The organism is Streptomyces sp. STAM6 (genome assembly GCF_054963715.1).
Genome location: NZ_JBUEFZ010000006.1, coordinates 149,452 through 174,743, shown reverse-complemented (window position 1 = coordinate 174,743; position 25,292 = coordinate 149,452). Strand labels below are relative to the sequence as shown.

General features: G+C 71.0%; 23 protein-coding genes and 1 pseudogene. 16 read left to right on the top strand and 8 right to left on the bottom strand.

What is annotated here, in order from left to right:
• Window positions 1–85: 85 nt before the first annotated feature.
• The 4 genes from ACY34K_RS11045 to ACY34K_RS11030 all read left to right on the top strand — a co-directional run bounded on the left by ACY34K_RS11045 (window position 86) and on the right by ACY34K_RS11030 (window position 5,740).
• On the top strand, window positions 86–3,049 hold the full coding sequence (locus tag ACY34K_RS11045; RefSeq protein WP_462745999.1) for a bifunctional acetate--CoA ligase family protein/GNAT family N-acetyltransferase: 2,964 nt from the start codon (window positions 86–88) through the stop codon (window positions 3,047–3,049).
• Between the two features lie 94 nt (window positions 3,050–3,143).
• A complete protein-coding gene (locus ACY34K_RS11040; RefSeq protein WP_462745998.1) occupies window positions 3,144–3,728 on the top strand; it encodes a DUF5998 family protein in 585 nt (194 codons plus the stop codon).
• On the top strand, window positions 3,728–4,933 hold the full coding sequence (locus ACY34K_RS11035) for an alkaline phosphatase family protein (RefSeq protein ID WP_462745997.1): 1,206 nt from the start codon (window positions 3,728–3,730) through the stop codon (window positions 4,931–4,933). Before ACY34K_RS11040 ends, ACY34K_RS11035 begins: the two co-directional genes overlap by 1 nt.
• Window positions 4,934–5,092: 159 nt before the next feature.
• The gene (locus ACY34K_RS11030; RefSeq protein ID WP_462745996.1) at window positions 5,093–5,740 is read left to right on the top strand and encodes a thymidine kinase; all 648 of its coding nucleotides are present in this window, start codon (window positions 5,093–5,095) and stop codon (window positions 5,738–5,740) included.
• Between the two features lie 325 nt (window positions 5,741–6,065).
• On the opposite strand, the gene ACY34K_RS11025 is transcribed toward ACY34K_RS11030, so the two are convergent.
• A complete protein-coding gene (locus tag ACY34K_RS11025; protein ID WP_462745995.1) occupies window positions 6,066–7,523 on the bottom strand; it encodes a hypothetical protein in 1,458 nt (485 codons plus the stop codon).
• A 390-nt stretch (window positions 7,524–7,913) separates the two neighbouring features.
• On the bottom strand, window positions 7,914–8,093 hold the full coding sequence (locus ACY34K_RS11020; protein ID WP_462745994.1) for a DUF1932 domain-containing protein: 180 nt from the start codon (window positions 8,091–8,093) through the stop codon (window positions 7,914–7,916).
• Window positions 8,094–8,714: 621 nt separating this feature from the next.
• On the opposite strand from ACY34K_RS11020, the pseudogene ACY34K_RS11015 reads away from it, so the two are divergent.
• A pseudogene (locus ACY34K_RS11015) lies at window positions 8,715–9,366 on the top strand (thymidine kinase).
• Here the strand turns inward: ACY34K_RS11015 and ACY34K_RS11010 are convergent.
• Entirely contained in the window at window positions 9,338–10,111 is a 774-nt protein-coding gene (locus tag ACY34K_RS11010; protein ID WP_462745993.1) for a VOC family protein, read from the bottom strand. The pseudogene ACY34K_RS11015 and the gene ACY34K_RS11010 sit on opposite strands and share 29 nt — an antisense overlap.
• A gap of 226 nt (window positions 10,112–10,337) precedes the next feature.
• On the opposite strand from ACY34K_RS11010, the gene ACY34K_RS11005 reads away from it, so the two are divergent.
• On the top strand, window positions 10,338–11,168 hold the full coding sequence (locus ACY34K_RS11005) for a sulfurtransferase (RefSeq protein ID WP_462745992.1): 831 nt from the start codon (window positions 10,338–10,340) through the stop codon (window positions 11,166–11,168).
• A 55-nt stretch (window positions 11,169–11,223) separates the two neighbouring features.
• Here the strand turns inward: ACY34K_RS11005 and sepH are convergent, their stop codons facing one another.
• From sepH to ACY34K_RS10990, 3 genes are all read right to left on the bottom strand, one after another.
• Complete coding sequence (sepH, locus tag ACY34K_RS11000; RefSeq protein WP_462745991.1) at window positions 11,224–12,273, bottom strand: septation protein SepH; 1,050 nt, start codon at window positions 12,271–12,273, stop codon at window positions 11,224–11,226.
• Window positions 12,274–12,929: 656 nt separating this feature from the next.
• Window positions 12,930–14,249: a D-arabinono-1,4-lactone oxidase gene (locus ACY34K_RS10995; protein WP_462746080.1), complete on the bottom strand. Its 1,320-nt coding sequence runs from the start codon at window positions 14,247–14,249 to the stop codon at window positions 12,930–12,932.
• Complete coding sequence (locus ACY34K_RS10990; protein WP_462745990.1) at window positions 14,209–15,456, bottom strand: MFS transporter; 1,248 nt, start codon at window positions 15,454–15,456, stop codon at window positions 14,209–14,211. Before ACY34K_RS10990 ends, ACY34K_RS10995 begins: the two co-directional genes overlap by 41 nt.
• A 129-nt stretch (window positions 15,457–15,585) precedes the next feature.
• Here ACY34K_RS10990 and ACY34K_RS10985 point away from each other — a divergent pair, with 129 nt between their 5' ends.
• On the top strand, window positions 15,586–16,713 hold the full coding sequence (locus ACY34K_RS10985; protein WP_462745989.1) for a ferrochelatase: 1,128 nt from the start codon (window positions 15,586–15,588) through the stop codon (window positions 16,711–16,713).
• 213 nt (window positions 16,714–16,926) lie between these two features.
• Window positions 16,927–17,730: an inositol monophosphatase family protein gene (locus tag ACY34K_RS10980; protein ID WP_462745988.1), complete on the top strand. Its 804-nt coding sequence runs from the start codon at window positions 16,927–16,929 to the stop codon at window positions 17,728–17,730.
• Between the two features lie 161 nt (window positions 17,731–17,891).
• Here the strand turns inward: ACY34K_RS10980 and ACY34K_RS10975 are convergent, their stop codons facing one another.
• Complete coding sequence (locus ACY34K_RS10975) at window positions 17,892–18,065, bottom strand: hypothetical protein (protein WP_462745987.1); 174 nt, start codon at window positions 18,063–18,065, stop codon at window positions 17,892–17,894.
• A gap of 353 nt (window positions 18,066–18,418) precedes the next feature.
• Between ACY34K_RS10975 and ACY34K_RS10970 the strand changes: the two genes are divergently transcribed.
• The 4 genes from ACY34K_RS10970 to ACY34K_RS10955 all read left to right on the top strand — a co-directional run bounded on the left by ACY34K_RS10970 (window position 18,419) and on the right by ACY34K_RS10955 (window position 21,923).
• Window positions 18,419–19,072: a response regulator transcription factor gene (locus ACY34K_RS10970; RefSeq protein WP_462746079.1), complete on the top strand. Its 654-nt coding sequence runs from the start codon at window positions 18,419–18,421 to the stop codon at window positions 19,070–19,072.
• A 4-nt stretch (window positions 19,073–19,076) separates the two neighbouring features.
• Window positions 19,077–20,309, top strand: a complete 1,233-nt coding sequence (locus ACY34K_RS10965) for a sensor histidine kinase (RefSeq protein ID WP_462745986.1) — start codon at window positions 19,077–19,079, stop codon at window positions 20,307–20,309.
• A gap of 395 nt (window positions 20,310–20,704) precedes the next feature.
• The gene (locus tag ACY34K_RS10960) at window positions 20,705–21,001 is read left to right on the top strand and encodes a DUF4193 domain-containing protein (RefSeq protein ID WP_003955561.1); all 297 of its coding nucleotides are present in this window, start codon (window positions 20,705–20,707) and stop codon (window positions 20,999–21,001) included.
• 13 nt (window positions 21,002–21,014) lie between these two features.
• Complete coding sequence (locus ACY34K_RS10955) at window positions 21,015–21,923, top strand: hypothetical protein (protein ID WP_462745985.1); 909 nt, start codon at window positions 21,015–21,017, stop codon at window positions 21,921–21,923.
• Window positions 21,924–21,996: 73 nt separating this feature from the next.
• Here the strand turns inward: ACY34K_RS10955 and ACY34K_RS10950 are convergent, their stop codons facing one another.
• Window positions 21,997–22,482 (bottom strand): DUF3093 domain-containing protein, encoded by a 486-nt coding sequence (locus ACY34K_RS10950; protein ID WP_462745984.1) that lies wholly within the window; start codon window positions 22,480–22,482, stop codon window positions 21,997–21,999.
• 58 nt (window positions 22,483–22,540) lie between these two features.
• On the opposite strand from ACY34K_RS10950, the gene ACY34K_RS10945 reads away from it, so the two are divergent.
• The 4 genes from ACY34K_RS10945 (at window position 22,541) to ACY34K_RS10930 (ending at window position 25,273) form a co-directional block, all read left to right on the top strand.
• The gene (locus ACY34K_RS10945) at window positions 22,541–23,116 is read left to right on the top strand and encodes a PaaI family thioesterase (protein WP_462745983.1); all 576 of its coding nucleotides are present in this window, start codon (window positions 22,541–22,543) and stop codon (window positions 23,114–23,116) included.
• A complete protein-coding gene (gene dut, locus ACY34K_RS10940; RefSeq protein WP_462745982.1) occupies window positions 23,116–23,628 on the top strand; it encodes a dUTP diphosphatase in 513 nt (170 codons plus the stop codon). Before ACY34K_RS10945 ends, dut begins: the two co-directional genes overlap by 1 nt.
• A gap of 1 nt (window position 23,629) precedes the next feature.
• Complete coding sequence (locus ACY34K_RS10935; protein ID WP_462745981.1) at window positions 23,630–24,403, top strand: DUF3710 domain-containing protein; 774 nt, start codon at window positions 23,630–23,632, stop codon at window positions 24,401–24,403.
• Window positions 24,404–24,535: 132 nt separating this feature from the next.
• The gene (locus tag ACY34K_RS10930) at window positions 24,536–25,273 is read left to right on the top strand and encodes an ABC transporter ATP-binding protein (protein ID WP_462745980.1); all 738 of its coding nucleotides are present in this window, start codon (window positions 24,536–24,538) and stop codon (window positions 25,271–25,273) included.
• The last annotated feature ends 19 nt before the right edge of the window (window positions 25,274–25,292 follow it).

Here is a 25,292-nt window from a genome sequence, read left to right as displayed (position 1 = left end):
TGTTGCCCTTCGGTGCGAGGAGTTGTCTAGACCAGTCTCTCATGTTCTGCGGCGTGCTCCGGAGCCCGCACCGTACTCTGGCCCCATGCGGACCCCGCCGGATCAGTCGGAACACGTGTATCCCGATCACTGGGAGGCCGATGTGGTGCTGCGCGACGGCGGCACCGCGCGGATCAGGCCGATCACCACGGACGACGCCGAACGCCTGGTCAGCTTCTACGAGCAGGTCTCGGACGAGTCGAAGTACTACCGGTTCTTCGCACCCTACCCCCGGCTCTCGGCCAAGGACGTGCACCGCTTCACACACCACGACTACGTGGACCGGGTGGGCCTCGCGGCGACCGTCGGCGGCGAGTTCATCGCCACCGTCCGCTACGACCGGATCGACGCCCGGGGGCTGCCCGCCACCGCTCCCGCCGACGAGGCCGAGGTCGCCTTCCTGGTCCAGGACGCCCACCAGGGCAGGGGAGTCGCCTCCGCACTCCTGGAGCACATCGCGGCCGTCGCCCGCGAGCGGGGCATCCGGCGGTTCGCGGCCGAGGTGCTGCCGGCCAACACCAAGATGATCAAAGTGTTCACGGACGCCGGCTACACCCAGAAGCGCAGCTTCGAGGACGGCTCCGTCCGACTCCACCTCGACCTGGAGCCGACCGACCGGTCGCTGGCCGTCCAGCGCGCCCGGGAACAGCGGGCCGAGGCCCGCTCCGTGCAGCGGCTGCTCGCCCCCGGATCGGTCGCCGTGATCGGGGCCGGGCGCGCCCCTGGCGGCGTCGGACGCACCGTGCTGCGCAACCTGCTGGAAGCCGGTTTCACCGGCCGTACGTACGCCGTGAACCGCGCGCTGCCCGAGAACCGGGCCTCGCTCGACGGGGTCACCGCCTTCCGCTCGGTCGCCGACATCGGTGAGCCGGTCGACCTGGCCGTCGTCGCCGTGCCCGCCGAGAGCGTCCCCGATGTCGTCGCCGACTGCGGGGAACACGGCGTCCAGGGCCTCGTGGTCCTCTCCGCCGGATACGCCGAACAGGGCGCCGAGGGCCGCGCCCGCCAGCGCGAGCTGGTGCGCCAGGCCCGCTCGTACGGCATGCGCATCATCGGGCCCAACGCCTTCGGCATCATCAACACCGCCCCCGGCAGCCGGCTGAACGCCTCGCTCGCGCCGCACCCGCCCGCCACCGGCCGCATCGGACTGTTCACCCAGTCCGGCGCGATCGGCATCGCGCTGCTCGCCGGACTGCACCGGCGGGGCGCGGGCCTGTCGTCCTTCATCTCGTCCGGCAACCGCGCCGACGTCTCCGGCAACGACATCCTGCAGTACTGGTACGAGGACCCCGACACGGACGTCGTGCTGCTCTACCTCGAATCGATCGGCAACCCGCGCAAGTTCACCCGCCTGGCGCGCCGCACGGCCGCGGTGAAGCCGGTCGTCGTGGTCAAGGCCGCCCGGCACAGCGGCAGCGCCCCGCCCGGCCACGCCGTACCGGTCACCCGCATCCCGCACGCCACCGTCTCCGCCCTGCTGCGGCAGGCCGGAGTCATCCGCGTCGACACGGTCACCGAACTGGTCGACGCCGGACTGCTGCTGGCCGGACAGCCCCTTCCGGCCGGCCCCCGGGTGGCGATCCTCGGCAACTCCGAGTCACTCGGCCTGCTCACCTACGACGCGTGCCTGACCGAGGGCCTGCGCCCGCTGCACCCCCTCGACCTGACCACCGCGGCCACCCCGGAGGACTTCCGCACGGCCCTGTCCGAGGCGCTCCGTGACGACGCCTGCGACGCGGTCGTGGTGACCGCGATCCCCTGGGTCGGTGAGAACGGCGTGACCGAGTCGGGCGACGGAGAGGTCCTGGCGGACGCCCTGCGGGCGGCGTCGGCGACCGCCCCGGCCAAGCCCGTACTCGTCGTCCACGTGGAGATGGGCGCGCTGGCCGACGCCCTGTCAGCCGCCACCAGCACGGCGCCCCAGCCCCCACCGGACCCCTGGTTCGGCGCCAGCCCGCGGCAGCAGGCCGCCCCCGGGGACCCCGCCCGGAAGACGGCCGTCCCCCAGCCTGCACCGGCCGCCGCCGCTCCGCCCGCGGGAACCCCGGCCGCCGGGGGCCACGGCGCCGAGGCGGGCGACCAGGAGGCCGGGGCGGGCCGCGAGAGGGGCGCCCACGAAGCGGAGGCCGGGGAGGCCGTGAACCGCATCCCCGCCTACCCCGCCGCCGAGCGGGCGGTCCGGGCCCTCGCCGAAGCCGTGCGGTACGGCCAGTGGCGCAGGCAGGTCGCCGACCCCGGGCGCGTGCCCGAGTACGAGGGGATCGACGAGGCCGGCGCCGCCGCCCAGATCGAGCGCGCGCTCGCGGCGGACGCCGGAGAGCGCGGAATCGCCCTGGACCCCGACGCCACGCGCGAGCTCCTTGGGCGGTACGGCATCCCCGTACGGCCCGCCCTGCCCGCCGCCGACCCCGAAGCCGCCGTCCGGGCCGCCGAGCGGCTCGGCTACCCCGTCGCGCTGAAGACCACCGCGCCGCAGCTGCGCCACCGTCCCGACCTCGGCGGCGTCCGGCTCGACCTCGCCACCGAGGAGCAGCTGCGACAGGCCTACACCGAGCTGACCGAGGCCCTCGGCAAGCCCGCCGAGCTCCAGCCCGTCGTCCAGGCCATGGTTCCGCGCGGGGTCGACACCGTCGTCCGCGCGGCCATCGACCCGGCCGTCGGCGCCGTCCTCTCCTTCGGCCTCGCGGGCGCGCCCTCCGAACTGCTGGGCGACACGGCCCACCGACTCGTCCCCGCCACCGACCGGGACGTCGCCGAACAGATCAGGTCCATCCGCACGGCGCCCCTCCTGTTCGGCTGGCGCGGCTCCGCGCCCGTCGACACCGCCGCCCTGGAAGAGCTCCTGCTGCGCGTGTCGCGGCTCGTCGACGACCACCCCGAGATCGTCGCCGTCGGCCTCGAACCCGTGGTCGTGGCCCCCCACGGCGTCTCCGTGCTGGGAGCCACCGTCCGGCTGGCCCGCCCGCCGGCCCGCACCGACCTCGGGCCGCGACGGCTCCCCAGCTACTGAACCGGTCCGGAACCGGCCGGTGAGCCCCGCCGCCGGACGGCCCCCGACGCACGAGCGTCCCGCGCAGGCACCGGGCCCCCGTAGGATGGAGCGCATGGCGAAGACCGGTACGACGACCCAGGGGCTGCGCGCGGCGATCGAGCGCAGCGGCTATTACCCGGCCCTCGTGGCCGAGGCGGTGGAGGCCGCCATCGGCGGCGAGCCGATCGCCTCGTACCTGGTCCACCAGGAGACCACCTTCGACGCCAACGAAGTCCGCCGCCACGTCACGGTCCTCGTCCTGACGGCCAACCGCTTCATCGTCAGCCACACCGACGAGCAGAACGCCGACACCAGCTCCCCGACGCCGTACGCCACGACGTCCACCGAGTCGGTCAAGCTCGGGCGGATCTCGTCGGTCGTGCTCAGCCGAGTCGTCGCCAACCCGGAGTCGTACACCCCGGGCACCCTGCCCCGCGAGGTCGTCCTGACCATCGGATGGGGTGCCGTCTCCCGCATCGACCTGGAGCCCGCGGCCTGCGGCGACCCGAACTGCGACGCGGACCACGGCTACACCGGCAACTCCACCGCCGACGACCTGAGCCTGCGCGTCAGCGAGGCCGGCGACGGCCCCGAGACCGTCCGCCAGGCCCTCGCCTTCGCCCAGGCGCTCTCCGAAGCCACCGCGGCCACCCGCTGATGGTCCACTCCCCGAGCACGGCCGCCGCCTGGCCCGACGAACCGCTTCCGCTCGCCCTCGACGGCGCACCCGTCCCCCAGTACGGCTCCGGGGCCCTCAGCGACCTGCTGCCGACCCTGGTGGCCGGCCAGGGCGTGCCCGGGTACGAGCACCGCATCACCGAGCTGACACCCGCCGACCGGAACTGCGTGTTCCTGATCGACGGGCTCGGCTGGGAGCAGATCAGGGCCCACCCGGACGAGGCCCCGTTCCTCACTTCCCTCCTCGCCACCTCGCGCGGAGGCACGGGGCAGCCCCTGACCTCCGGCTTCCCCGCCACCACCGCGACCTCGCTCGCCTCGGTCGGCACCGGCCTGCCGCCCGGCGAGCACGGCCTGCCGGGCTACACCGTCCTCGACCCCGCGACCGGCGCGCTGATGAACCAGCTCCGCTGGAGGCCCTGGACCGCGCCGCACGTCTGGCAGCCGCACCCCACCGTCTTCCAGCTCGCCGACGCCGCCGGTGTCCACACCGCCCAGGTCTCGTCGCCGGGCTTCCGGGAAACCCCGCTCACCCAGGTCGCCCTCAGTGGCGGAACGTTTCACGGACGGCTGACCGGCGAGGAACGCATGGACTTCGCCGCCGAGCAACTGGCGGCCGGTGACCGGTCACTGATCTACACCTACTACAGCGAGCTCGACGGCAGCGGTCACCGCTTCGGCATCGACTCCGACGCCTGGCGGGGCCAGCTCATGTGCGTCGACCGGCTCGTCCAGCGGCTCGCGGAACAGCTCCCGCCCCGCAGCGCGCTGTACGTCACCGCCGACCACGGCATGGTCGACATCCCGTTCGACGAACACTCGCGGATCGACTTCGACGAGGACTGGGAACTGCGCGCCGGAGTCGCCCTGCTGGGCGGCGAGGGCCGCGCCCGCCACGTCTACGCCGTACCGGGTGCCGAGTCCGACGTCCTGACCTGCTGGCGGGAGGTCCTCGGCGAGCAGTTCTGGGTGGCGAGCCGCGACGAGGCGATCGCCGCCGGCTGGTTCGGGCCGCGGGTCGACGAGCGGGTCTACGGCCGGATCGGCGACGTCGTCGCCGCCGCCCACGACGACGTCGCCATCACGGCCTCCGTCAACGAGCCGCACGAGTCGGCGATGGCCGGCATGCACGGCTCGATGACCGCGGCCGAGCAGCTCGTCCCGCTCCTCGAAGTACGCTCGTAGCCCCTCCTCACGCCATGACCCGAAAGGTCGTCACTTCCCCATGCCCGAGTTGGTGTTCTTCTCCGGAACGATGGACTGCGGAAAGAGCACCCTCTCGCTGGGGAATCCGCCATGCGCCGGAGCTGTCCGCCCAATGACCCGAAAGGTCACTTCCTACTGATGTCCGAACTGGTCTTTTTCTCAGGCACGATGGACTGTGGGAAGAGCACACTGGCGCTGCAAATCACCCACAACCGCTCGGCTCGCGGCCTTCAGAGCGTGATCTTCACCCGTCAGGACCGCGCCGGCGAAGGCAAGCTCTCGTCCCGCCTGGGCCTGGTGACCGACGCGGTCGAGGTCACCGACGCGATGGACCTGTACGCGTACGTGGTCGCTGAGCTGTCCCAGGGTGGGAGAGCGGACTACGTGATCGTGGACGAGGCCCAGTTCCTGGCCTCGAAGCAGATCGACCAGTTGGCCCGGATCGTGGACGACCTCGACATGGACGTCTTCGCCTTCGGGATCACGACGGACTTCCGCACGAAGCTCTTCCCGGGCTCGCAGCGCCTCATCGAACTCGCGGACCGTGTCGAGCAACTCCAGGTCGAGGCGTTGTGCTGGTGCGGCGCACGGGCCACCCACAATGCCCGTACCGTCGACGGGGAGATGGTTGTCGAGGGCGAACAGGTCGTCGTGGGCGACGTCAACCGCCCCGTAGAGGTTGGCTACGAGGTCCTGTGCCGACGCCACCACCGACGCCGCATGACTTCAGCCTCCGCACGCGCCGCCGCCCTCTCCCCGGACGTCCTCCCCGTCAATCGCGCCTGATCGACCGGCTGCGTACTCCTTGCCGCCCAGGAAGCGGTCGAACCTGTCGACCGAAGTCCACCAATCGTTTGGTTGCACCTATACAGGTGGCGGGGAACGCCGACCATGTCCATCGGCTCCACGAACGCTCGTCACGTTCGGAGTGAGCTTCCTCGTGATGCCAGCGGGCAGCTCAGCCGACATGGATAAGCCCCCAGCCGTGATCTTCGGTTAGGGGCTTTTCGCTGGTAGGTACGGACGATTTCTACGACACCTGCTTTGTAAACCTGATCTCCGCCTCCCCTCACGCCGCTTAAACATTATCTGATGAGACCGTGCGTGCGACTCAGGGCTGCGCCTGCTTCAGTAGTCCCTTGACGGACACATTCGAGTTGCCAATGAACCAGCTGAGGTCGTACCTCTCCTCCTCTCTTTCCAACTCTTCTTCGTCCAGGGAATTGTATATGTCGTAAATCGACTCAGTCGTCTCCTTTTTCTTGAAGTCGAATGAGGAGATAAAGACATCCGTGGACTCTTCCGCTGACCAGAAAGCAGCCACATAGCGCGGTCTTCTCGTCATGTTGATCAAGCTATTGTTGTGGCGCACCCGGCCGTGATATATGAGCTGCTCACCGCAGTGCTCGGGTGGGCAGTAATATCTCCCTTCTGATTGCATCCAGGAGGGTCTGGCGACGCTGAATTCTCGGTCGATCTCCCCTCGATCCTGTCTCACGACGGCGAAGAAGAGCTGGGCGTCGAGTGTCTCATACCGGGTGTTCTTGGGAAGCGTGATCACCCTCTCGTACTTATACTCTTCACCGACGTCCAATCCCGACCCAGGGCCTTGGAATTGCCCAGATGCCACGATCTCGTAGCGGGCGTTCTTTGCGAATCTTTCTGCATCCGTGCTGAATTCGCGTTCCTCGTCGCCCTTCCATTCCTTCATCCCTTCGCCCGCCTCGGAGAACTTGGCCGTGGATCCCCATACGGAGTAATCGTCGACGACGAGGTAGACCGGGATCCCTCCGGCATTCTTTGCGTAGAATTTGAGTGGAACATGAATGTAGGGCGAATTGGCCCCCGCCTGTGGCGTGCCAAATTCTGCTTTCAGGATAAAATGCTGGGGAGCGACAATGGGTTGATAGATAATGGAGTAACCCAGGCTGACGGCCGTCAGCAGCGCGGTGAAGGTGACCCCGGCTGCGAACTTCCTGGGATGTGGTATCCCTCTCCATACCTTTTCATGGATAAGGATATGGAGGGCCCACAGCGACCAGAGCCACAAGGTAATGAAGGCCAGGGTATTGGGTATGAATTCTCGCTCCTCAAGCCAAAGAAGGAGAAGAAGGCTGCTGGTGGCCAGTGCCATGAGCGCGCCGAGCAGTACCAGCGCTCCGGACAGCGGGACCTGCCGGCGGCCCCAGTAGTCGACGACAGCAGGCAAGGCAGTGCCCTGAACTGCGGCTGCCAGCAGGAACAGGACGCCGACCAGGCGTTGCGCGAAGGTGAGTGCTCCGAGGGCGTCCGTCCAGCCGATGACGGCGTGCAGCGCCAGTGAGCCGAGCAGCCCCACGAGCATGACGGCGATGACCACACGCCGTCTCCAGCCCCTGTCGTCGGGCCACACGCTGCTGTCGCCGCCGCGCCAGTAGATGCGCCAGCGGTCTTCCAGGTCCATGTCGTCGGGGTAGCCGAGGCGGCGGAGCACCTTCCGCAACTCGCGGAGGGACCAGGCGCTGCCCACCGTCTTGCCGTTGATGGTGATTCGGCGCAGACCGCGCCGGTCAGGTGGCTCGATGACCACCCATGGTTGTATGCCCATGGGACCAGACTTGGCGTCCCGGCCGCCACGTGCACGCCGAGCTGCTGCGTTCGATTGATCAGAGCTGAATGATCGGAGACAACCCGGAAACCCGACATCGAGCTGGGGAAGGGCTGCGGGGCTGCACACGATATGGGTTGGCCGGACGACAGTGACCCACGATATGTGCGCAGCCCCGATGTAGTGGTGGCAGACGTCGCAGAGGCGGCGGCCGCTCATTCAACGCTCTCCAGCTGGCTCCGCGTCTCCGCCGCCCGCCGGCGCATGCAAGGCCGAGAGCACCTGCTCGATTGTCATCGGCGCGTCCCTGAGGGGGCCCACCGTTCCGTCGCGGTGGCCGACGCCGTCGCGAGTTCTGGTGGCAAGCCGGCCTCATCGAGTGCGTCGGGCCACCTCCTCCATCTCGGGAGCCCAGCGCCATGCCCGCGCTGCGACTTTCGGGAAGTACTCGGTCTCGGCGAGGTAGCTCGTTGTGCGGCCCTGCGCGACCTCCTGTAGCTCCGCCTCTACTCCGAGCTCGGCGGCGAGGGCGTGGGCGACCGCCGTCAACACACGGCTTGCCGGTTGGTAGCTACTGCAGGGCAGCTTCAGGGCAGACGCCTGGCCGAAGCCGCCGGGCAGGATGCGCACGTGGGCCGCTGAGTCGGAGAAGACGGAGGCCACGCGGGCCGTGCCTCATGCGGGCCGGCCAGGTAGAGGCGGGTCGACGTTGACGCGGATGGCAGGGAGCCGACCACCGGTCCGTCAACGGCCGTGGCGCCGCTCTGCTGCAGGACGGCGCCGATTCCTTCCATATCGTGGCGGGGCAGATCGCGTTTCGTCGACGTAGACGCCGGTGCATGCCTGAGCGGCGACCGCGGCGGCCACCTCCACCGCGTGAGTAGGCGGGCCGATGCTCAGGATGACGTCGGCCTGATCGGTCATCGCCCTGAGATCGTCGACCGGGTCGAGACCGTACCTCTGCGTGCGTGCCCTGCTCGCCGGACTGCGCCCCTTGGGGCACCACAGGACCCGGGCACCGTTTGTCTTGGTTTGAGAGGCGACTGCGGCGCCCATGCTGCCCGGGTGCTGGATACCGACGACAGTCATCCGACCAACCCCCGAATGTCGCGAGTCTGACTGGCCGAGCCCGCCGTCAGTCCTTCGTCGATGGACTGAGCGGCCTGAGATGCACTGACCCTCGCTCTTCAGATCGAGCACACACAGGTCCGCCCGCGGCCTCCAGGGCATGATCTTCACCCGGGACGACCGGGCCGGCGAGGGCAAGCTCTCCTCGCGCCTGGGGCTGGTCACCGACGCCGTCGAGGCGGCCGAGGGCTTCGACTTCTACGCCTATCTCGTCGCCCACCTCTCCAAGGGCGGCCGCTGCGACTACGTCATCGCCGACGAGGCGCAGTTCCTCGCGCCCGAGCAGATCGACCAGCTCGCGCGCGTCGTCGACGACCTCGAACTCGACGTGTTCGCCTTCGGCATCACCACCGACTTCCGTTCCAAGCTCTTCCCCGGCTCCCAGCGGCTGGTCGAACTCGCCGACCGGGTGCAGGTGCTCCAGGTCGAGGCGCTGTGCTGGTGCGGTGCGCGCGCCACCCACAACGCGCGCACCGTCGGCGGCGAGATGGTCGTCGAGGGCGCCCAGGTCGTCGTCGGTGACGTCAACGCCGGTGACGAGATCGGGTACGAAGTGCTGTGCCGCCGTCACCACCGGCGCCGGATGACGGCCGCCACGGCCCGCGCCGCCGCGCTCTCCCCGGACGTGCTGCCCGTCGAGGACGGCGACGGCGACCCGGCCGGCCTGGTCACCGATCGGCCGACCGTACGATCGTGAACACCGCGCCCTCCGGGTCCGCGACCGTGGCCTGCCGGCCGCTGGCGTCGTCCCGGGGAGGCACCAGGACCCGGCCGCCCAGCTCGACCACCCGTCGCGCCGCCGCGTCGGTGTCCGCCACCTCGAACCACGTCATCCAGTGCGCGCCCCGGTCCCGCGGCAGCGCCCTGCCCACGCCGCGCAGCGAGGCCACCGGCCGGCCGGCCACCCGCAGGGTCACCAGGTCCTCGTCGGGCGATACCAGCGGGTCGAGGTCGTAGCCGAACACCGTCTTGTAGAACTTGGCCACGGCCTCGGTCTCCTGGGTGAGCAGTTCGTTCCAGGCCGGGGTGCCGTGGGTGCCCGCCACCGCCGTACCGAGGTGCGCGGCCGCCTGCCAGACCCCGAAGACCGCGCCCGTCGGGTCGGAGCAGATCACCAGCCGGCCCGCGTCGGCTGCGTCCAGCGGCCCCACGGCGACCGTGCCGCCACTGGAGCGGATCGATTCGGCGGTCTCGTCGGCGTCGTCGGAGGCCAGATAGGTCGTCCAGGCGATCGGCAGATCGCGGTCGGCCGGCAGCTGACCGATCCCGGCCACCTCCTTGCCGTCGAGGAGCCCGCGCACGTACGGGCCGAGCTGCTGCGGGCCGGGCTGGAAACGCCAGCCGAAAAGCTCCCCGTAGAACTCCTTGGTCGCGTCAAGGCCGTGCACCATCAAACTCACCCAGCAGGGTGTACCGGGCTTGCGCCGAGTCGCCTCGGTCATCGTCACTCTCTCCTCGGACCATCGTCGTGGCCGTGTGGGGGGACCCGGGCGCGACCAGGTCGGAGAACCGGCCGTACGCCCCGTCAGATGCTTGCACCACCGGCCGCGCGGTGCGCCCCGGCCGCGCCGTGGTTTGGCGCGATCCGGCAGGAGGATGCCCGAATTTTCGTGGCCCATCCGCCCATCCGTGGTCCCGCGCGGGACGTGTCTGCGCGAGGATGACGCCATGAAACCGATCGTTTCGGCAACCGAACTCGAGCACGAGCTGGCCGGCCCCCGCCGCCCGGTCCTTCTGGACGTCCGCTACCAGATGGGCGGGCCGCCCGGGCGCCCGCTGTACGAGGCCGGGCACATCCCGGGCGCGGTCTACGTCGACCTGGAGGCGGAGCTTGCCGATCCGCCCGGCGGTGGGCGCGGCCGGCATCCGCTGCCGGACCCGGAGGCCTTCGGGGCAGTGATGCGCCGGGCCGGAGTCTCCGGCGGCGTACCCGTGGTCGTCTACGACGGCGGACAGGGCTGGGCCGCGGCGCGCGCGTGGTGGATGCTGCGCTGGGCGGGCCACCCGGACGTCCGCGTGCTGGACGGCGGTCTGCGGGCCTGGAGCGGCCCGCTGTCCACCGAGGTGCCGAGCCCGGCGGAGGGCGACTTCCTCCCCGCCCCGGGCGCTCTGCGGCTCCTGGACGCGGACGGCGCGGCCTCGCTGGCCCGCGGCGGCCTGCTGCTGGACGCGCGCGCGGCGGAGCGCTACCGCGGCGAGGTGGAGCCGATCGACAAGGTCGCCGGCCACATCCCGGGGGCGGTCTCCGCGCCCACCATGGAGAACGTGGGGCCGGACGGCCGCTTCCTCCCCGCCGAGGACCTCGCCGCCCGCTTCAAGGCACTCGGGGCGACGGACGCCCAAGAGGTCGGCGTCTACTGCGGTTCGGGCGTCTCCGCCGCACAGCAGGTGCTCGCCCTGGACATCGCCGGCATCCCGGCGGCGCTGTACGCGGGCTCGTGGTCGGAGTGGTCGAGCGACGAGCGGCGCCCGGTGGCCACGGGCCCCGAGCGCGGCTGAACCCGGACCGTCCGTCCGGGAAAACGGGGGTGACGGCCCGGAACGGACCGGGCCGTCACTCCTGCTTCTTGCGGCGCGTACCGAAGACGATCTCGTCCCAGCTCGGCACGGCGGCCCGGCGGCCGGGGCGGACGCCGTCCGCCTCCGCCTGGCGGTCCGTGGTGCCGGTCAGCCGGTCGCGGTGACCGCTCACCGCACGGGGCATCAGCACGTCCGCGTACGCCGAACCGGCACCGGCCGAGGCCGCGGGCGCCGGGGGCTCCTCCGCGTCCGGCTCCTCGGTGGTCTCGGCCGCCGGGGTCTCGGCCGCGGGGGTGCGCTCGGGCACCACCATGTCGCCGCGGAAGTTCGGCACCGCCTCCAGGAGGCTGGTCAGCGAATCGCGCTCCGGCTCCTCGTCGGGCTCGGCCGCCGGCGCCGGCGCGGGCCGTTCGATCTGCCGGTCCAGCGCACGGTCCAGCGGCCGGTCGCGCGGGAGACGGGCGATCCGGGGGACGAACGGGAAGCTCGGCTCCTGCTGGACCGCCACGGCGTCGTCGGTCTCGCCGATCAGCGCCCGCGCCTCGTCGTCCACGGCCTGTACGAGCCGCCGCGGCGGGTCGTACGTCCAGCTCGCGGAGTGCACTTCGCCCGCGACGCGGTAGAGCAGCAGCACCTCCCAGGTGCCGTCGTCCCGGCGCCAGGAGTCCCACACCACGGTGTCCTTCTCGGCACCGCGCAGCAGCAGCCGCTCCTGCACCGCCTCGCCGAGCTGGGGCCCGGTGTTCTCGCCGGGGCGGCGCACGGGCGTCTTGCGGGCCCGCTCGGCCATGAAGGCACGCTCCGCGAGCACGGGGCCCTCGAAACGGCGGACGCGCTCCACCGGGATGCCCGCCAGCTGGGCGACTTCCTCGGCGGACGCACCCGCGCGTATACGCGCCTGGATGTCGCGGGGGCGGAGATGGCTCTCGACCTCGATCTCGATCTGGCCGAGGCGGGCACGGTCGTTGCGGACGGCGGCGCGCAGCCGCTCGTCGATCGGAAGCGTGTACTCCGTGCTGTCAGCAGCCTTCAGCACCAGTCGTGTGCCGTCGTTTGAGACGGCCACGACACGCAGTTCGGGCATGGGGACCTCCCGGGTGGTGCCTGCCGACGTCACGTGCGTCGCTGCTTCCGCTAGTCGAGTGTGGCCTGCCCGGGTGCAGCCTGCCACAACCTTGCCGAGTTGCCCGGCGTGTCGGGCATGGGCCCTGGAACGCCGTTATGGCACGGTTACCTCTTTGCCACACAGCGTGACCGACTTGGTCACTCTGCGCAGCAGACACCCGTGCGGGCCGCGGCGCCGCCGGATCGAGTGCCGCTTTCGGCCCCCTCCCGTGGTCCCGGGCACCCGAAAGGGAACGGGGCCCAGGGCTCGCCACAGTACTCCATTCGGGCCACCTGGGTGGACCGGCGCGCCGCCGAAGTTCTCCGGCTGCACGGTAGTTGAGCCTCCGTGAACTACCGCCCCAATGTTGCCCTCTTCACGGAATCGGCAGAAATGGAACTAATCGCTTCGCTCAAATGTCCCTTCTCGCTTCATGATCGGACAGATGGGTGAACAGGGGCCGGAAGTGGATCACAAGGGGGGCAAGCCGGAGAACGGGACGGGGAGCCGGCCGGACGGCCCGGCCCGAATGTGGCGCACCTCGCGACCGCCCCCCCCCGCGGCATCGGACAGGGGGACCGCTCCCACCGTGCCCGCCGTCCCGCGGACGGCTCCGCACGCGCGCGACACGAAGGTCAGGCGCCCAGCACCCGGCGCAGATAGTCGTTGCCGAACATCCGGTCCGGGTCCAGTCGGTCGCGCAGCGCCGTGAACTCGCCGAACCGCGGATAGACATCCGCGAGGTACCCGGCGTCACGCGTGTGCACCTTGCCCCAGTGCGGCCGGCCGCCGTGCGCCGTCATGATCCGCTCCACCGCGGTGAAGTACGCCCGGTACGGCGTCCCCTTGTACATGTGCACCGCGATGTAGGCGCTCTCCCGGCCGGAGGCCGTGGACAGCGTGATGTCGTCGGCGGGCGCCGTGCGCACCTCCACCGGGAAGCTGACCCGCAGTGGAGACCGCTCCACCATCGCCTTCAGTTCCCGCAGCGCCCCGACCGCCGCCGCGCGCGGAACGGCGTACTCCATTTCCGTGAACCGCACCCGGCGCGGACTGGTGAACACCTTGTAGGGGATGTCCGTGTACGTACGCGCGGACAGCGCCCGGCTGGAGACCTTGGCGATGGCGGGGATGGTCGCGGGCACCGCCCGGCCGATGGAGTTCACCACCTGGAACAGCCCGTTGGAGAGGAGCTCGTCCTCGATCCAGCCGCTGATCCGCCCGGCGGGGGCCGCCGGGCCCGCGCTGCGATTGTTGCGCTTGGTGTTGCAGTTGCCGGTGTGCGGGAACCAGTAGAACTCGAAATGCTCGTTCTCGGCGTGCAGTTCGTCGAACTCCGACGTGACCCGGTCGAAGGACATCGGTTCCTCGCGCGCGGTGAGCAGGAAGACCGGCTCCACGGCGAAGGTGATGGCGGAGACCACGCCCAGGGCCCCGAGCCCGATCCGGGCGGCCGCGAAGACTTCCGGATTCTCCTTCTCGGAACAGGTCAGGACCGTCCCGTCGGCCGTGACCAGCTCCAGGGCCCGGATCTGCGCGGCGATCGACGCCGAGTCGCGGCCCGTGCCGTGCGTACCAGTGCTGGTGGCACCCGCGACCGTCTGCTCCATGATGTCGCCCATGTTCGTGAGCGACAGGCCCTCGCGCGCGAGCGCCGCGTTCAGCCGCTTCAACGGCGTGCCCGACTCCACCGTCACGGTCATCTCACGGCGGTCGATCCGCCGGATGCCGGTGAGGAGATCGGGCCGGATCAGCACGCCGTCGGTCGCGGCGATCGCCGTGAACGAATGACCGGTACCGACGGTCTTGACCCGCAGGCCGTCGCCGGCCGCCCGGCGCACCGTCTCGGCCAGCTCGTCCACCGAGGCCGGACGGGCCTCCCGCACGGGCCGGGCGGTGACGTTCCCCGCCCAGTTACGCCACGTGCTGCTGCTCCGGTTCACCGCACTCGTCACGCTCACGCTGCCCCTCCCGCCTCGGCGCCGGCTTGCGCAGCCGGCTGTACCCCAGGAACGCCACCACGGCCGCGAGTACCCCCGCAACCCCCGGCACCCCGTACCCCGCCTCGGCCCCGTGGGCGTCGACCACCCAGCCGGCGGCCGAGGAACCCAGTGCCACACCGACCGCGAGCCCGGTACCCGTCCAGGACATGCCCTCGGTCAGTTTGCTGCGCGGTACGTGCGCCTCGACGAGGGCCATCGTGGTCACCATCGTCGGTGCGATGGCAAGGCCCGCGACAAAGAGCGCCACGGCCAGGAACGGCAGGCTCCCGGCCAGTTGGAGGGGGATCATACTCACGGCCATGGCGCAGACACCCAGCACCCATCTGCGGGAAGGTTCCCCCTTCAGGTGCAGCAGTCCGAAGACGGCGCCCGCCAGACACGACCCCAGCGCGTACACCGCGAGGACGAGGCTGGCGGCGGCCTTGTGACCCCGCTCCTCGGCGAACGCCACCGTCACCACGTCCACCGCCCCGAAGATCGCCCCGGTCGCCACGAACGCCAGCACCAGCACCTGCAGGCCGGGGGAGCGCAGCGCGGAACCGCCGCTGTGCTGCTCGACCGGGTGCGGCTTCGGTTCCGTGTCGCGCTGGGCCGTCAGCCACCAGACACCGACCAGCAGGAACAACGCGGCCAGCAGCGGGCCCGCCTCGGGGAACCAGATGGTCGACAGGCCGATCGACACGATCGGACCGAAGATGAAGCACACCTCGTCGACGATCGACTCGAACGAGTACGCCGTGTGCAGCCTCCGGGACGAACCCTCGTAGATCGCCGCCCAGCGGGCCCGGGTCATGGCCCCGACACTGGGCGCGCACCCGGCCGCCGCCGAGAACACGAAGAGCGTCCAGTCCGCCAGTCCCTGCTGGGCGCAGACCAGCAGGCCCGCGACGGCCACCACGGTCACCAGCGTCGCCGGGCGCAGCACCCTGCGCTGACCGTGCCGGTCCACCAGCCGGGAGACCTGCGGCCCCAGCACGGCGGCGGAGATCGCGAGGGTCGCCGACAGTGCGCCCGCCAGCCCATAACGGCCGGTGAGCTGCGAGATCATCGTGACGATGCCGATCCCCAGCATGGCAAGGGGCATCCGGCCGAGGAAGCCGGCGGCGGAGAAGCCCAGGGAACCGGGGGCGTCGAAGATCGCGCGGTAGGGACTGGGCAAGGGGAACTCCGGCCGTGGCATGGGACGCGTCGCGTAAGGCGTATGGGCAGTCTTCACAGATTACGTCCGAATGGGTGACCTCGCACGGCGGTTTTCCCGCGGTCGGAGCCGGGTGGCAGGATCGATCCCATGTCCGATCAGCGTGATCCAGCTCCGTACGACGCCCTGCTGCTGCTCTCCTTCGGCGGGCCCGAGGGCCCGGACGACGTGGTCCCGTTCCTGGAGAACGTGACCCGCGGCCGCGGCATCCCGAAGGAACGGCTCAAGGAAGTGGGGCAGCACTACTTCCTGTTCGGTGGCGTGAGCCCGATCAACGACCAGAACCGCGCGCTGCTCGAAGCGCTGCGCGAGGACTTCGCGGGCGCCGGTCTCGACCTTCCGGTGTACTGGGGCAACCGGAACTGGGCGCCGTACCTCACGGACACGCTGCGCGAGATGGTCCTCGACGGCCGGCGCCACATCGCCGTCCTCACCACCAGCGCCTACGCCTCGTACTCCGGCTGCCGCCAGTACCGCGAGAACCTCGCGGACGCCCTGGCCACACTGGAGGCGGAGGGACTGCCGCTGCCCCGGGTCGACAAGCTGCGGCACTACTTCAACCACCCCGGCTTCGTGCGGCCCATGGTCGAGGGCGTCCTGAAGTCCCTGTCCGAGCTGGACGAGTCGGTCCGCGCGGCCGCCCACCTCGCCTTCACCACCCACTCCATCCCGGACTCCGCCGCCGACAGTTCCGGCCCCGTCGAGGAGCACGGCGAGGGCGGCGCGTACGTCCGCCAGCACCTGGAGGTCGCCCGCCTCGTCGCCGACGCCGTCCGGGACGAGACCGGCGTCGAGCGCCCCTGGGAACTCGTCTACCAGTCCCGCAGCGGCGCCCCCCACATCCCCTGGCTGGAGCCGGACATCTGCGACCACCTGGAGGCGCTGCACGGCGCCGGGGCGCCCGCCGTCGTCATGGTCCCCATCGGCTTCGTCTCGGACCACATGGAGGTCCTGTACGACCTGGACACGGAGGCCACCGCGAAGGCCGCCGAGCTGGGACTGCCCGTACGCCGGTCCGCCACCGTCGGCGCCGACCCGCGTTTCGCGGCCGCCGTCCGCGATCTGCTGCTGGAGCGCGCGGCGACGGAGCGCGGCACGGTGGTGGACAAGTGCGCGCTCGGGGCACTGGGCGCGTCGCACGACCTGTGCCCGATCGGCTGCTGCCCGGCCCGTTCCGAACGGCCCGCCGCGGCGGGCGCCGACAGCCCGTACGCCTAGTGCGTTTCGAAAGTCCCGTCCGGCCGGGGGCGTCCCCGCCCTCCGGGCGGACGACGCCATTTTCGAAACACGCCCCAGGGCGCTTCTTCCTCGCGCGGCACCTGCCCGTGCAAGGGCTCGCGAGCCCGGGCACGATCCGAAAGAAACGCCCTGGCCCGTCCGGCCACCCGCCCACCGGCCACCCGCCCACCGGCCACCCACTGAGGAGACCCTGTGACGAGCGACCCGCTCCTTGACGAGCTGCTGGAACTGGCCCTGGAGGCCGGCCGCCGGGCCGGCGCCCTGCTCCGTGACGGCCGCCCCTCCGACCTGGGGGTGGCGGCGACCAAGTCGAGCCCCATCGACGTCGTCACCGAGATGGACATCGCCGCCGAGAAGCTGATCACGGGCTTTCTCGCGGAGCACCGTCCCGACGACGGGCTGCTCGGCGAGGAAGGCGCGGCGACGGAGGGCAGCACCGGCGTCCGCTGGGTCATCGACCCCCTCGACGGCACGGTGAACTACCTGTACGGCCTGCCGACGTGGGCCGTCTCCATCGCCGCCGAGCGCGACGGCGAGACGGTCGTCGGCGTCGTGGAGGCTCCGATGCGCGGTGAGACCTTCCGCGCGGTGCTCGGCGGCGGGGCCTTCCTGAACGACCGCCCGATCGGCTGCCGGCCGTCGCCGCCGCTGGACCAGGCCCTCGTCTCGACCGGCTTCAACTATGTGACGAAGGTCCGCAGCCACCAGGCCGACGTGGCCCAGCGGCTGATCCCGAGGCTGCGCGACATCCGCCGCGGCGGCTCCGCGGCGATCGACCTCGCCGACGTGGCCGCCGGCCGCCTGGACGGGTACTACGAGCGGGGGCTCAGCCCGTGGGACCTCGCCGCCGGTGCCCTCATCGCCCGTGAGGCGGGCGCGCTGACCGGTGGGCGGCCCGGGACGGCCCCGTCGGGCGAGCTGACGGTGGCGGCCTCCCCGGGCGTCTTCGAGCCGCTCCAGGAACTCCTCGAGGAGTTCGGCGCCTGGCACGACTGAGACCAGGGCCCCTCACAGGAGGCACCCGTGGCCGCCGCAGCAGGACGGGGCCACGGCGTCACGGCGGGTGACGGTGCCGGGCGACGGAAGGGCGACCGTGACCGGACGCGGAAGGGCCCCGGCGCCGTCCCTGGGGGACGCCGGGGCCCTCGCGTACGCGATCAGGCGGTCGCGTGGGAGATCTGCACGCCGTGCTCGGCGGCGAGGCGGCGAAGATCGTCGAGCTCTGCCTGCTCGACGTCCGCCAGGAAGTCGTCTCCGGTCTCGCGTGCCCGCGTGAGGTCGGTTTCCGTGGCCCTTATGCGCTGCAGCAGTCCTGCGGTGAAAGCGTCCATCGTGCGCCCCCTCGTCGTGGGTCGGTGGCACGGGGGTGTGCCGAGGGTTGTCAGTCGATCACGCACAGACACCTCTGGGGGACAGGGCGAATTGTGGCGTGCCACGTACAGGGCGTGATCGGTCGGGTGTGCAGTCGTCCTCCCCAAGGCTCCCCGCACGGAAACCTCAACCGAAACGGGAATCCGGTGAATTCCCGGATCCGGGCCGGAAGCCGTCCACCGCCGCGGTGGGCCGGTCAGTGCCCGCAGGCCGCCTTACAGCCGGTTTACGCGCGTAAGGGGCAGGATGGATACGCACAGTCAGTGAGATGAACCTGCCCGGAACCGACCGGGCCCGGAGGAAGGACAGCGCCGTGCGCGTACTCGTCGTCGAGGACGAGCAGCTGCTCGCCGATGCGGTGGCCACCGGACTGCGCCGGGAGGCCATGGCGGTCGACGTCGTGTACGACGGTGCGGCCGCCCTCGAACGTATCGGCGTCAACGACTACGACGTGGTCGTCCTCGACCGCGACCTGCCGCTCGTCCACGGCGACGACGTCTGCCGCAAGATCGTCGACCTCGGAATGCCCACGCGCGTCCTGATGCTCACCGCTTCCGGCGACGTCAGCGACCGCGTCGAGGGCCTGGAGATCGGCGCGGACGACTACCTCCCCAAGCCCTTCGCCTTCAGCGAGCTCATCGCGCGCGTGCGCGCCCTGGGACGGCGTACGACCGTCCCGCTGCCGCCCGTCCTGGAGCGGGCTGGAATCAAGCTCGACCCGAACCGGCGTGAGGTGTTCCGGGAGGGCAGGGAGATCCAGCTGGCGCCGAAGGAGTTCGCGGTGCTGGAGGTGCTCATGCGCAGTGAGGGCGCGGTCGTCTCGGCCGAGCAGCTGCTGGAGAAGGCCTGGGACGAGAACACCGACCCGTTCACCAATGTCGTGCGGGTGACGGTGATGACCCTGCGCCGCAAGCTCGGCGAGCCGCCGGTGATCGTCACCGTGCCCGGCTCCGGCTACCGGATCTGACCCCGTGGCCGCGACCCCCGCGCCCCCACAGGCGCCCCCGAAACCGACCTGGGACCCCCGGGAGCCGGTGCGCCCCTGGCTGCGCCCGACGATCCGCATACGGCTCACGCTGCTGTACGGCGGGATGTTCCTGATCGCCGGCATCCTGCTGCTGTCGATCATCTATCTGCTCGCCGCCCAGGCCATCCGCCAGGGCAGCGAACTCGCCCTCACGGTCACCGGCCGTGAGGTGACGCTCACCAGCCCGACCTGCCCCAAGCTCGACGGAGCGATCAACAACGAGCAGCTCAACGCCGCGCTCAAGTCGTGCATGTCGGTGCAGAAGCAGCACGCGCTCGACGATCTGCTGCGGCGCTCGCTCTTCGCCCTGCTGGGCCTCAGCGTGATCGCCTTCGCCTTCGGCTACGCCATGGCCGGCCGGGTCCTCTCCCCGCTGGGCAAGATCACCCGCACGGCCCGCAACGTGGCCGGCACGGACCTCTCCCGCCGTATCGAGCTGGACGGTCCCGACGACGAGCTCAAGGAGCTCGCCGACACCTTCGACGACATGCTGGACCGGCTGGAGCGCGCGTTCACCGCCCAGCAGCGGTTCGTCGGCAACGCCTCACACGAGCTGCGGACGCCGCTGGCGATCAACCGCACGCTGCTGGAGGTGCACCTGTCGGATCCCGGGGCGCCCGTGGAACTCCAGCAGCTCGGCAAGACGCTGCTGGCCACCAACGAGCGCAGTGAACAGCTCGTCGAGGGCCTGCTGCTGCTCGCACGCAGCGACAACGAGATCGTCGAGCGCAAGCCCGTCGACCTCGCCGAGGTCGCCTCCCGCGCCATCGACCAGACCCACGCCGAGGCCGAGGCCAAGGGCGTGGAGATCCGCGGCGAGCGCTCCCCGGCCGTCGTCCAGGGCAATGGGGTCCTGCTGGAGCGGATCGCGCTGAACCTGGTGCAGAATGCCGTGCGCTACAACGTCGAGGACGGGTGGGTCGAGGTCACCACCGAGACCCGGTCCGGCCAGGCGGTTCTGGTGGTCTCGAACACGGGACCAGTGGTTCCCGCATACGAGATCGACAACCTCTTCGAGCCGTTCAGGCGGCTGCGACAGGAGCGGACGGGCAGCGACAAGGGTGTCGGGCTCGGCCTGTCGATCGCCCGGTCGGTCGCCCGGGCCCACGGGGGCCGTATCATCGCGGAGCCGCGCGAGGGCGGCGGGCTCGTGATGCGTGTCACGCTCCCGTTGTGACGCGCCGAATGACCTGCGGCCCAGTGTTCGCTTTGCGCTGAATTTTCGGGAACTGTCCCCGGGACTTCCGTGTGTGATCGATCACAAGGGCAGGTTTCTGGTCATCTACTCTCCGTGATCAAGAATTCCCCCGGAAAACCAGGAAAAGTCCGGGTTTCCAGGGGTCGAGATCACGGGAAGTACACGGGGTGGCGCCCGTGAAGCGCGGCATCCGGACCGTGTACGGTCCCGTTCGCCACCCAAACCCGATCACTCTTGAGGGGTCCACTTGGGTGTCGATTGAGTAACAGACCTTGATGTGAGGCAAAATCTCCGCCTCAGGTCGGGCACAAGTCCGGCCTCTCACGCGTTACGTGCGCTGGAGACACCGCAAACACCCAGAGGGGGAGAGCGACATGGCAACGGATTACGACACCCCACGCAAGACCGACGACGACGTCGACTCGGACAGCCTTGAAGAGCTGAAGGCCCGCCGGAACGACAAGTCGACCTCGACCGTCGACGTCGACGAGTTCGAGGCCGCCGAGGGCCTGGAGCTGCCCGGCGCCGACCTCTCCAACGAGGAGCTGGCCGTCCGGGTGCTGCCCAAGCAGGCGGACGAGTTCACCTGCATGAGCTGCTTCCTGGTGCACCACCGCAGCCAGCTGGCTCGGGAGAAGAACGGCCAGCCGATCTGCCGAGACTGCGACTGAGGTCCGGTCCGCCGTGGCAGGCGACAACCCGTCTCGGAAGCGACGCTTCCGGCTCCCCCGGAAGCCGGAGGCGGACCAGGGCGGCTCAGGCCCGGCAGAAGGCGCTCACGTCGCGCCTGCCGAGCACACCGCCCTCCTGCCCTCCCCCGGCGCACGTGACGACGAGCGAGGCCGCTCGGCCTCGCTCGAAGCAGTGTCCGGGCGGCAGGCGCACCCCGAGCCCGCGGGCCGGCCACGCCGCCTGGACGCCGTCAGGCGCGGTGTGCGCAAGAGCGGCGACAGCGCCCGTGCGGGTCTGAACCACCTCGCCGACCTGCTCATCGAGAACGCGCCGCGCGTTCCCGTCCGGGACCTGGCCGCCCTGCGCCGGCAGTTCCCCGGCCTCGGCCCGGAGGAACTCGCGGACAAACTGATCGCGGGCGCGGCCAACGCCACCTCCACAGTGGGCGCCGGCATCGGCGCGGCCGCCATGATGCCCGTACCGCCGGCCATGCCGGCCGAAATGGCCGCGGAGATCACCGGCGTCGCCGCGATCGAGCTCAAGCTCATCGCCGAGCTCCACGAGGTCTACGGCCAGCGCCCTCCGGGCAACATCCGCCAGCGCGCCGCGGCCTATCTGACCTCCTGGACGGAGGAGCGCGGCATCGACGTCACCAAGCCCGCCACCGTCAACGCCGCCCTGGGCGGCCGAATGAAGCGTGAACTGCGCCAGCAGATCATGAAACGCATGGTGCGCAACCTGCCCAACCTCATGCCGTTCATGGTCGGCGCGGCCGTCGGCGCCGTCATGAACCGACGGGACACCAAGAAGCTCGCCGAACACATCCGCAAGGACCTGCGCAGCCGCCAGGTGCCCTGGGACGCCCTGTCGGCGCTCCCGCCGCTGGACCAGCCGGAGAACCCCAAGGAAATCGGCTTCTAGTCCGCCTGTACGGCTGCCGGCTCCGGCTGCCTGGCTCCGGCCGCCCGCCCTCAGGGGAGCCCTCAGGGGTGCCCTATCGAGTCCGCTCCGCATCGGCACGCGCCTGCGTGAGCGCGTCGGCCAGCGCCCGCGGATCGCGCGTCGACACATAGACGTACGGCGTCGGATCGTCCGGGTCCGTGACCTCCACCCGCAGCGCCGTCGGGACATAGCCGCGCAGCAGCATGAAGGCCCGCGGATCCGCCCGGTGCGTGCGCCAGGCGCGCGCCTCCTCCGCGTCCAGCGCCTCCGGCTCGCCGAGCGCCGACAACGGGATCCGGGCGTCTCCCGCGACCAGGGAGCCCGCCACCACACGGATCCGCGCCGAACCGTACGAACTGACCGCCACCGCGGCCAGCGCTCCCGCTCCGATCAGCCCTCCGAGCAGCGGCAGGGACCCCAGCGGCAGCATGATCAGCCCGCCCGACAGACCCAGCAGGGCGGCGATCAGCCACCAGGAACGAGGGGCGGTGAGACGTTCGTCGTACTGCGGGGCGGAAGCCGGTGCGGAAGGCTGCATGAACCCAAGCTTGGCACGGCGCGACCGGTCGCCTTCCGCGCGGGTAAGGTCTGCGCCTGTGAGCACTGCACTGACGCCTCCCGCCGACGCCATACCACCAGTGAGGCACCCCGACGCGCCCGCCCCCGGCGAGCTCCTGGGCGCCCACTACGAGTACTGCTTCGGCTGCGGCGGCGGGCAGCCCCACGGGCTGCACCTCGCGGCCCGGGCCGGCGAAGGCGTGACCGTCACCGCCGAGTTCACCGTGACCACCGACCACCAGGGCGCCCCAGGCCTCGCCCACGGAGGCGTCCTCGCCACCGCGCTCGACGAGACGCTCGGCTCGCTGAACTGGCTGCTGCGGGTGATCGCGGTGACCGGCCGGCTGGAGACCGACTTCGTCCGCCCGGTCCCCGTCGGAACGGTGCTCCATCTGTCGGCAGGGGTGACCGCCGTCGCCGGCCGCAAGATCTACTCCCGGGCGACCGGCCGGATCGGCGGCCCCGACGGCCCCGTGGCCGTCCGCGCCGAAGCCCTCTTCATCGAGGTCAAAGTCGATCACTTCATCGACAACGGCCGCCCGGAGGAGATCCAGGCGGCGATGGCCGACCCCGACCAGGTCCGGCGCGCCCGCGCCTTCGAGGTGAATCCCTGATGCGTAACCCTGTTGATGTGCTGATCCGCCGCGTGGACCCGGAGGTGCCGATTCCGTCGTACGGGCACCCCGGCGACGCCGGCGCCGATCTCGTCACCACCGAGGCCGCCGAACTCGCCCCCGGTGAGCGGGTCGTTCTGCCCACCGGTGTCTCGATCGCCCTGCCCGACGGGTACGCGGCCTTCGTGCACCCCCGTTCCGGGCTGGCGGCCCGGCTGGGCATCGCGCTGGTGAATGCCCCCGGGACCGTGGATGCCGGGTACCGTGGAGAGATCAAGGTGATCGTGGTCAACCTGGACCCCCGCGAAAGCGTGCGGTTCGAGCGGTTCGACCGGATCGCCCAACTGGTCGTTCAGCAGGTCGAGAAGGTCCGCTTCCACGAGGTGGCGGAGCTTCCCGGCTCGGCGCGGGCCGAGGGGGGCTTCGGGTCCACCGGCGGTCATGCAGCCGTGGAGGGCTGGACGGGTGGGAATCGATACGCTTCGGTCGTATCCGACCGGGAAGGACAGTGACGTGTTCGGACGTCGCAAGAAGAGCAGGGCCGCTGGGGACGCAGCGGACGTGGCGCGCGAGGCCGAGCAGGTCGTCGACGAGGTCGACACTGACGACGCGGCGGAGAGCGCCCCGCGCCGGGTGAACCTTCCGCCGGCGCCCCGGCCCGACGGTCCCTGGGACGTCTCCGAGGTCTCCAAGCCCGACGAGGGCCGGGTCGACCTGGGAGGCATGTTCGTGCCCGGAGTCGAGGGCATGGAACTGCGTGTGGAGGTCGCCGGCGACGCGATCGTCGCCGCGACGGTCGTGCTGCGCGACAGCGCCATCCAGCTCCAGGCCTTCGCCGCTCCGAAGAAGGAGGGCATCTGGGGCGAGGTCCGCGAGGAGATCGCCTCCGGCATCACCCAGCAGGGCGGCATCATCGACGAGGTCGAGGGCCCGCTCGGCTGGGAGCTGCGCGCCCAGGTCCCCGTACAGCTGCCGGACGGCACCGGCGGCGTGCAGCTGGTGCGTTTCGTCGGCGTGGACGGGCCGCGCTGGTTCCTCCGGGGTGTCATCTCCGGCCAGGGCGCGGTGCAGCCGCAGGCCGCCGGCCTGCTGGAGCAGATCTTCCGGGACACCGTCGTCGTCCGCGGCGAAGGACCGATGGCGCCCCGCGACCCGATCGTCCTGAAGCTGCCGAATGACGCGCAGATGGTGCCGGAGGGCGTGCAGCAGGAGGATCAGGAGAACTCCCGCTTCTCCGGTGGCATGGGCCAGCTTCAGCGCGGCCCGGAAATCACCGAGGTGCGCTAAGGCGTGTTTCGGTGGGCCGCATCCCGGGCTCCGGGGTGCGGCCCACCGGGTTTTCCACAGGCGTTGCGCCTCCCTTCCGGGCCCGCTCATACTGACCGCGCACGGGGTTACGGGGAGTGACGGGGGGAACTCATGAGTGAGCAGCGCAGTACCGACGGCACCGCCACGGCCGTCGCCGACGGGCCGGCACCCATGGTGCGGGTGGAGAATGTGCACCGGTCGCACGGCAGTGGGCCGTCCGCCGTGCACGCCCTGCGGGGCGTCTCCTTCGAGATCCCGCGCGGCGAGCTCGTCGCCCTCAAGGGTCGCTCGGGCTCCGGCAAGACCACTCTCCTCAACCTCGTCGGAGGCCTCGACACCCCTGACGGCGGCCGCATCACCGTCGACGGCACCGACCTCGCGGGCCTCGGCGAGAACGAACTGCTGGAGTTGCGCCGCGACCGGATCGGATTCATCTTCCAGTCGTTCGGGCTGATACCGATCCTGACGGCCGCGGAGAACGTCGGCGTGCCGATGCGGCTGCGCAAGACCGACCCGCGGGAGCGGGAGGAGCGCGTCGCGCTGCTGCTCGCCCTCGTCGGCCTCGCCGACCACGCCGCACAGCGCCCAGGTGAGCTCTCCGGCGGGCAGCAGCAGCGCGTCGCCATCGCCCGCGCCCTCGCCAACAAGCCGGCCCTGCTGATCGCCGACGAACCGACCGGCCAGCTCGACGCCGAGACCGGCCTCGCCGTCATGGAACTCCTGCGCGCCGTAGTACGCGGCGAGGGCGTCACCGCACTGGTGGCCACCCATGACGCCCAGCTCCTGGGCCTCGCCGACCGGGTCCTGGAGCTGAGCGACGGCGAGCTGGCCCAGCGATGCGCCGACTGAGCGGTGATCCGGCCGGCTT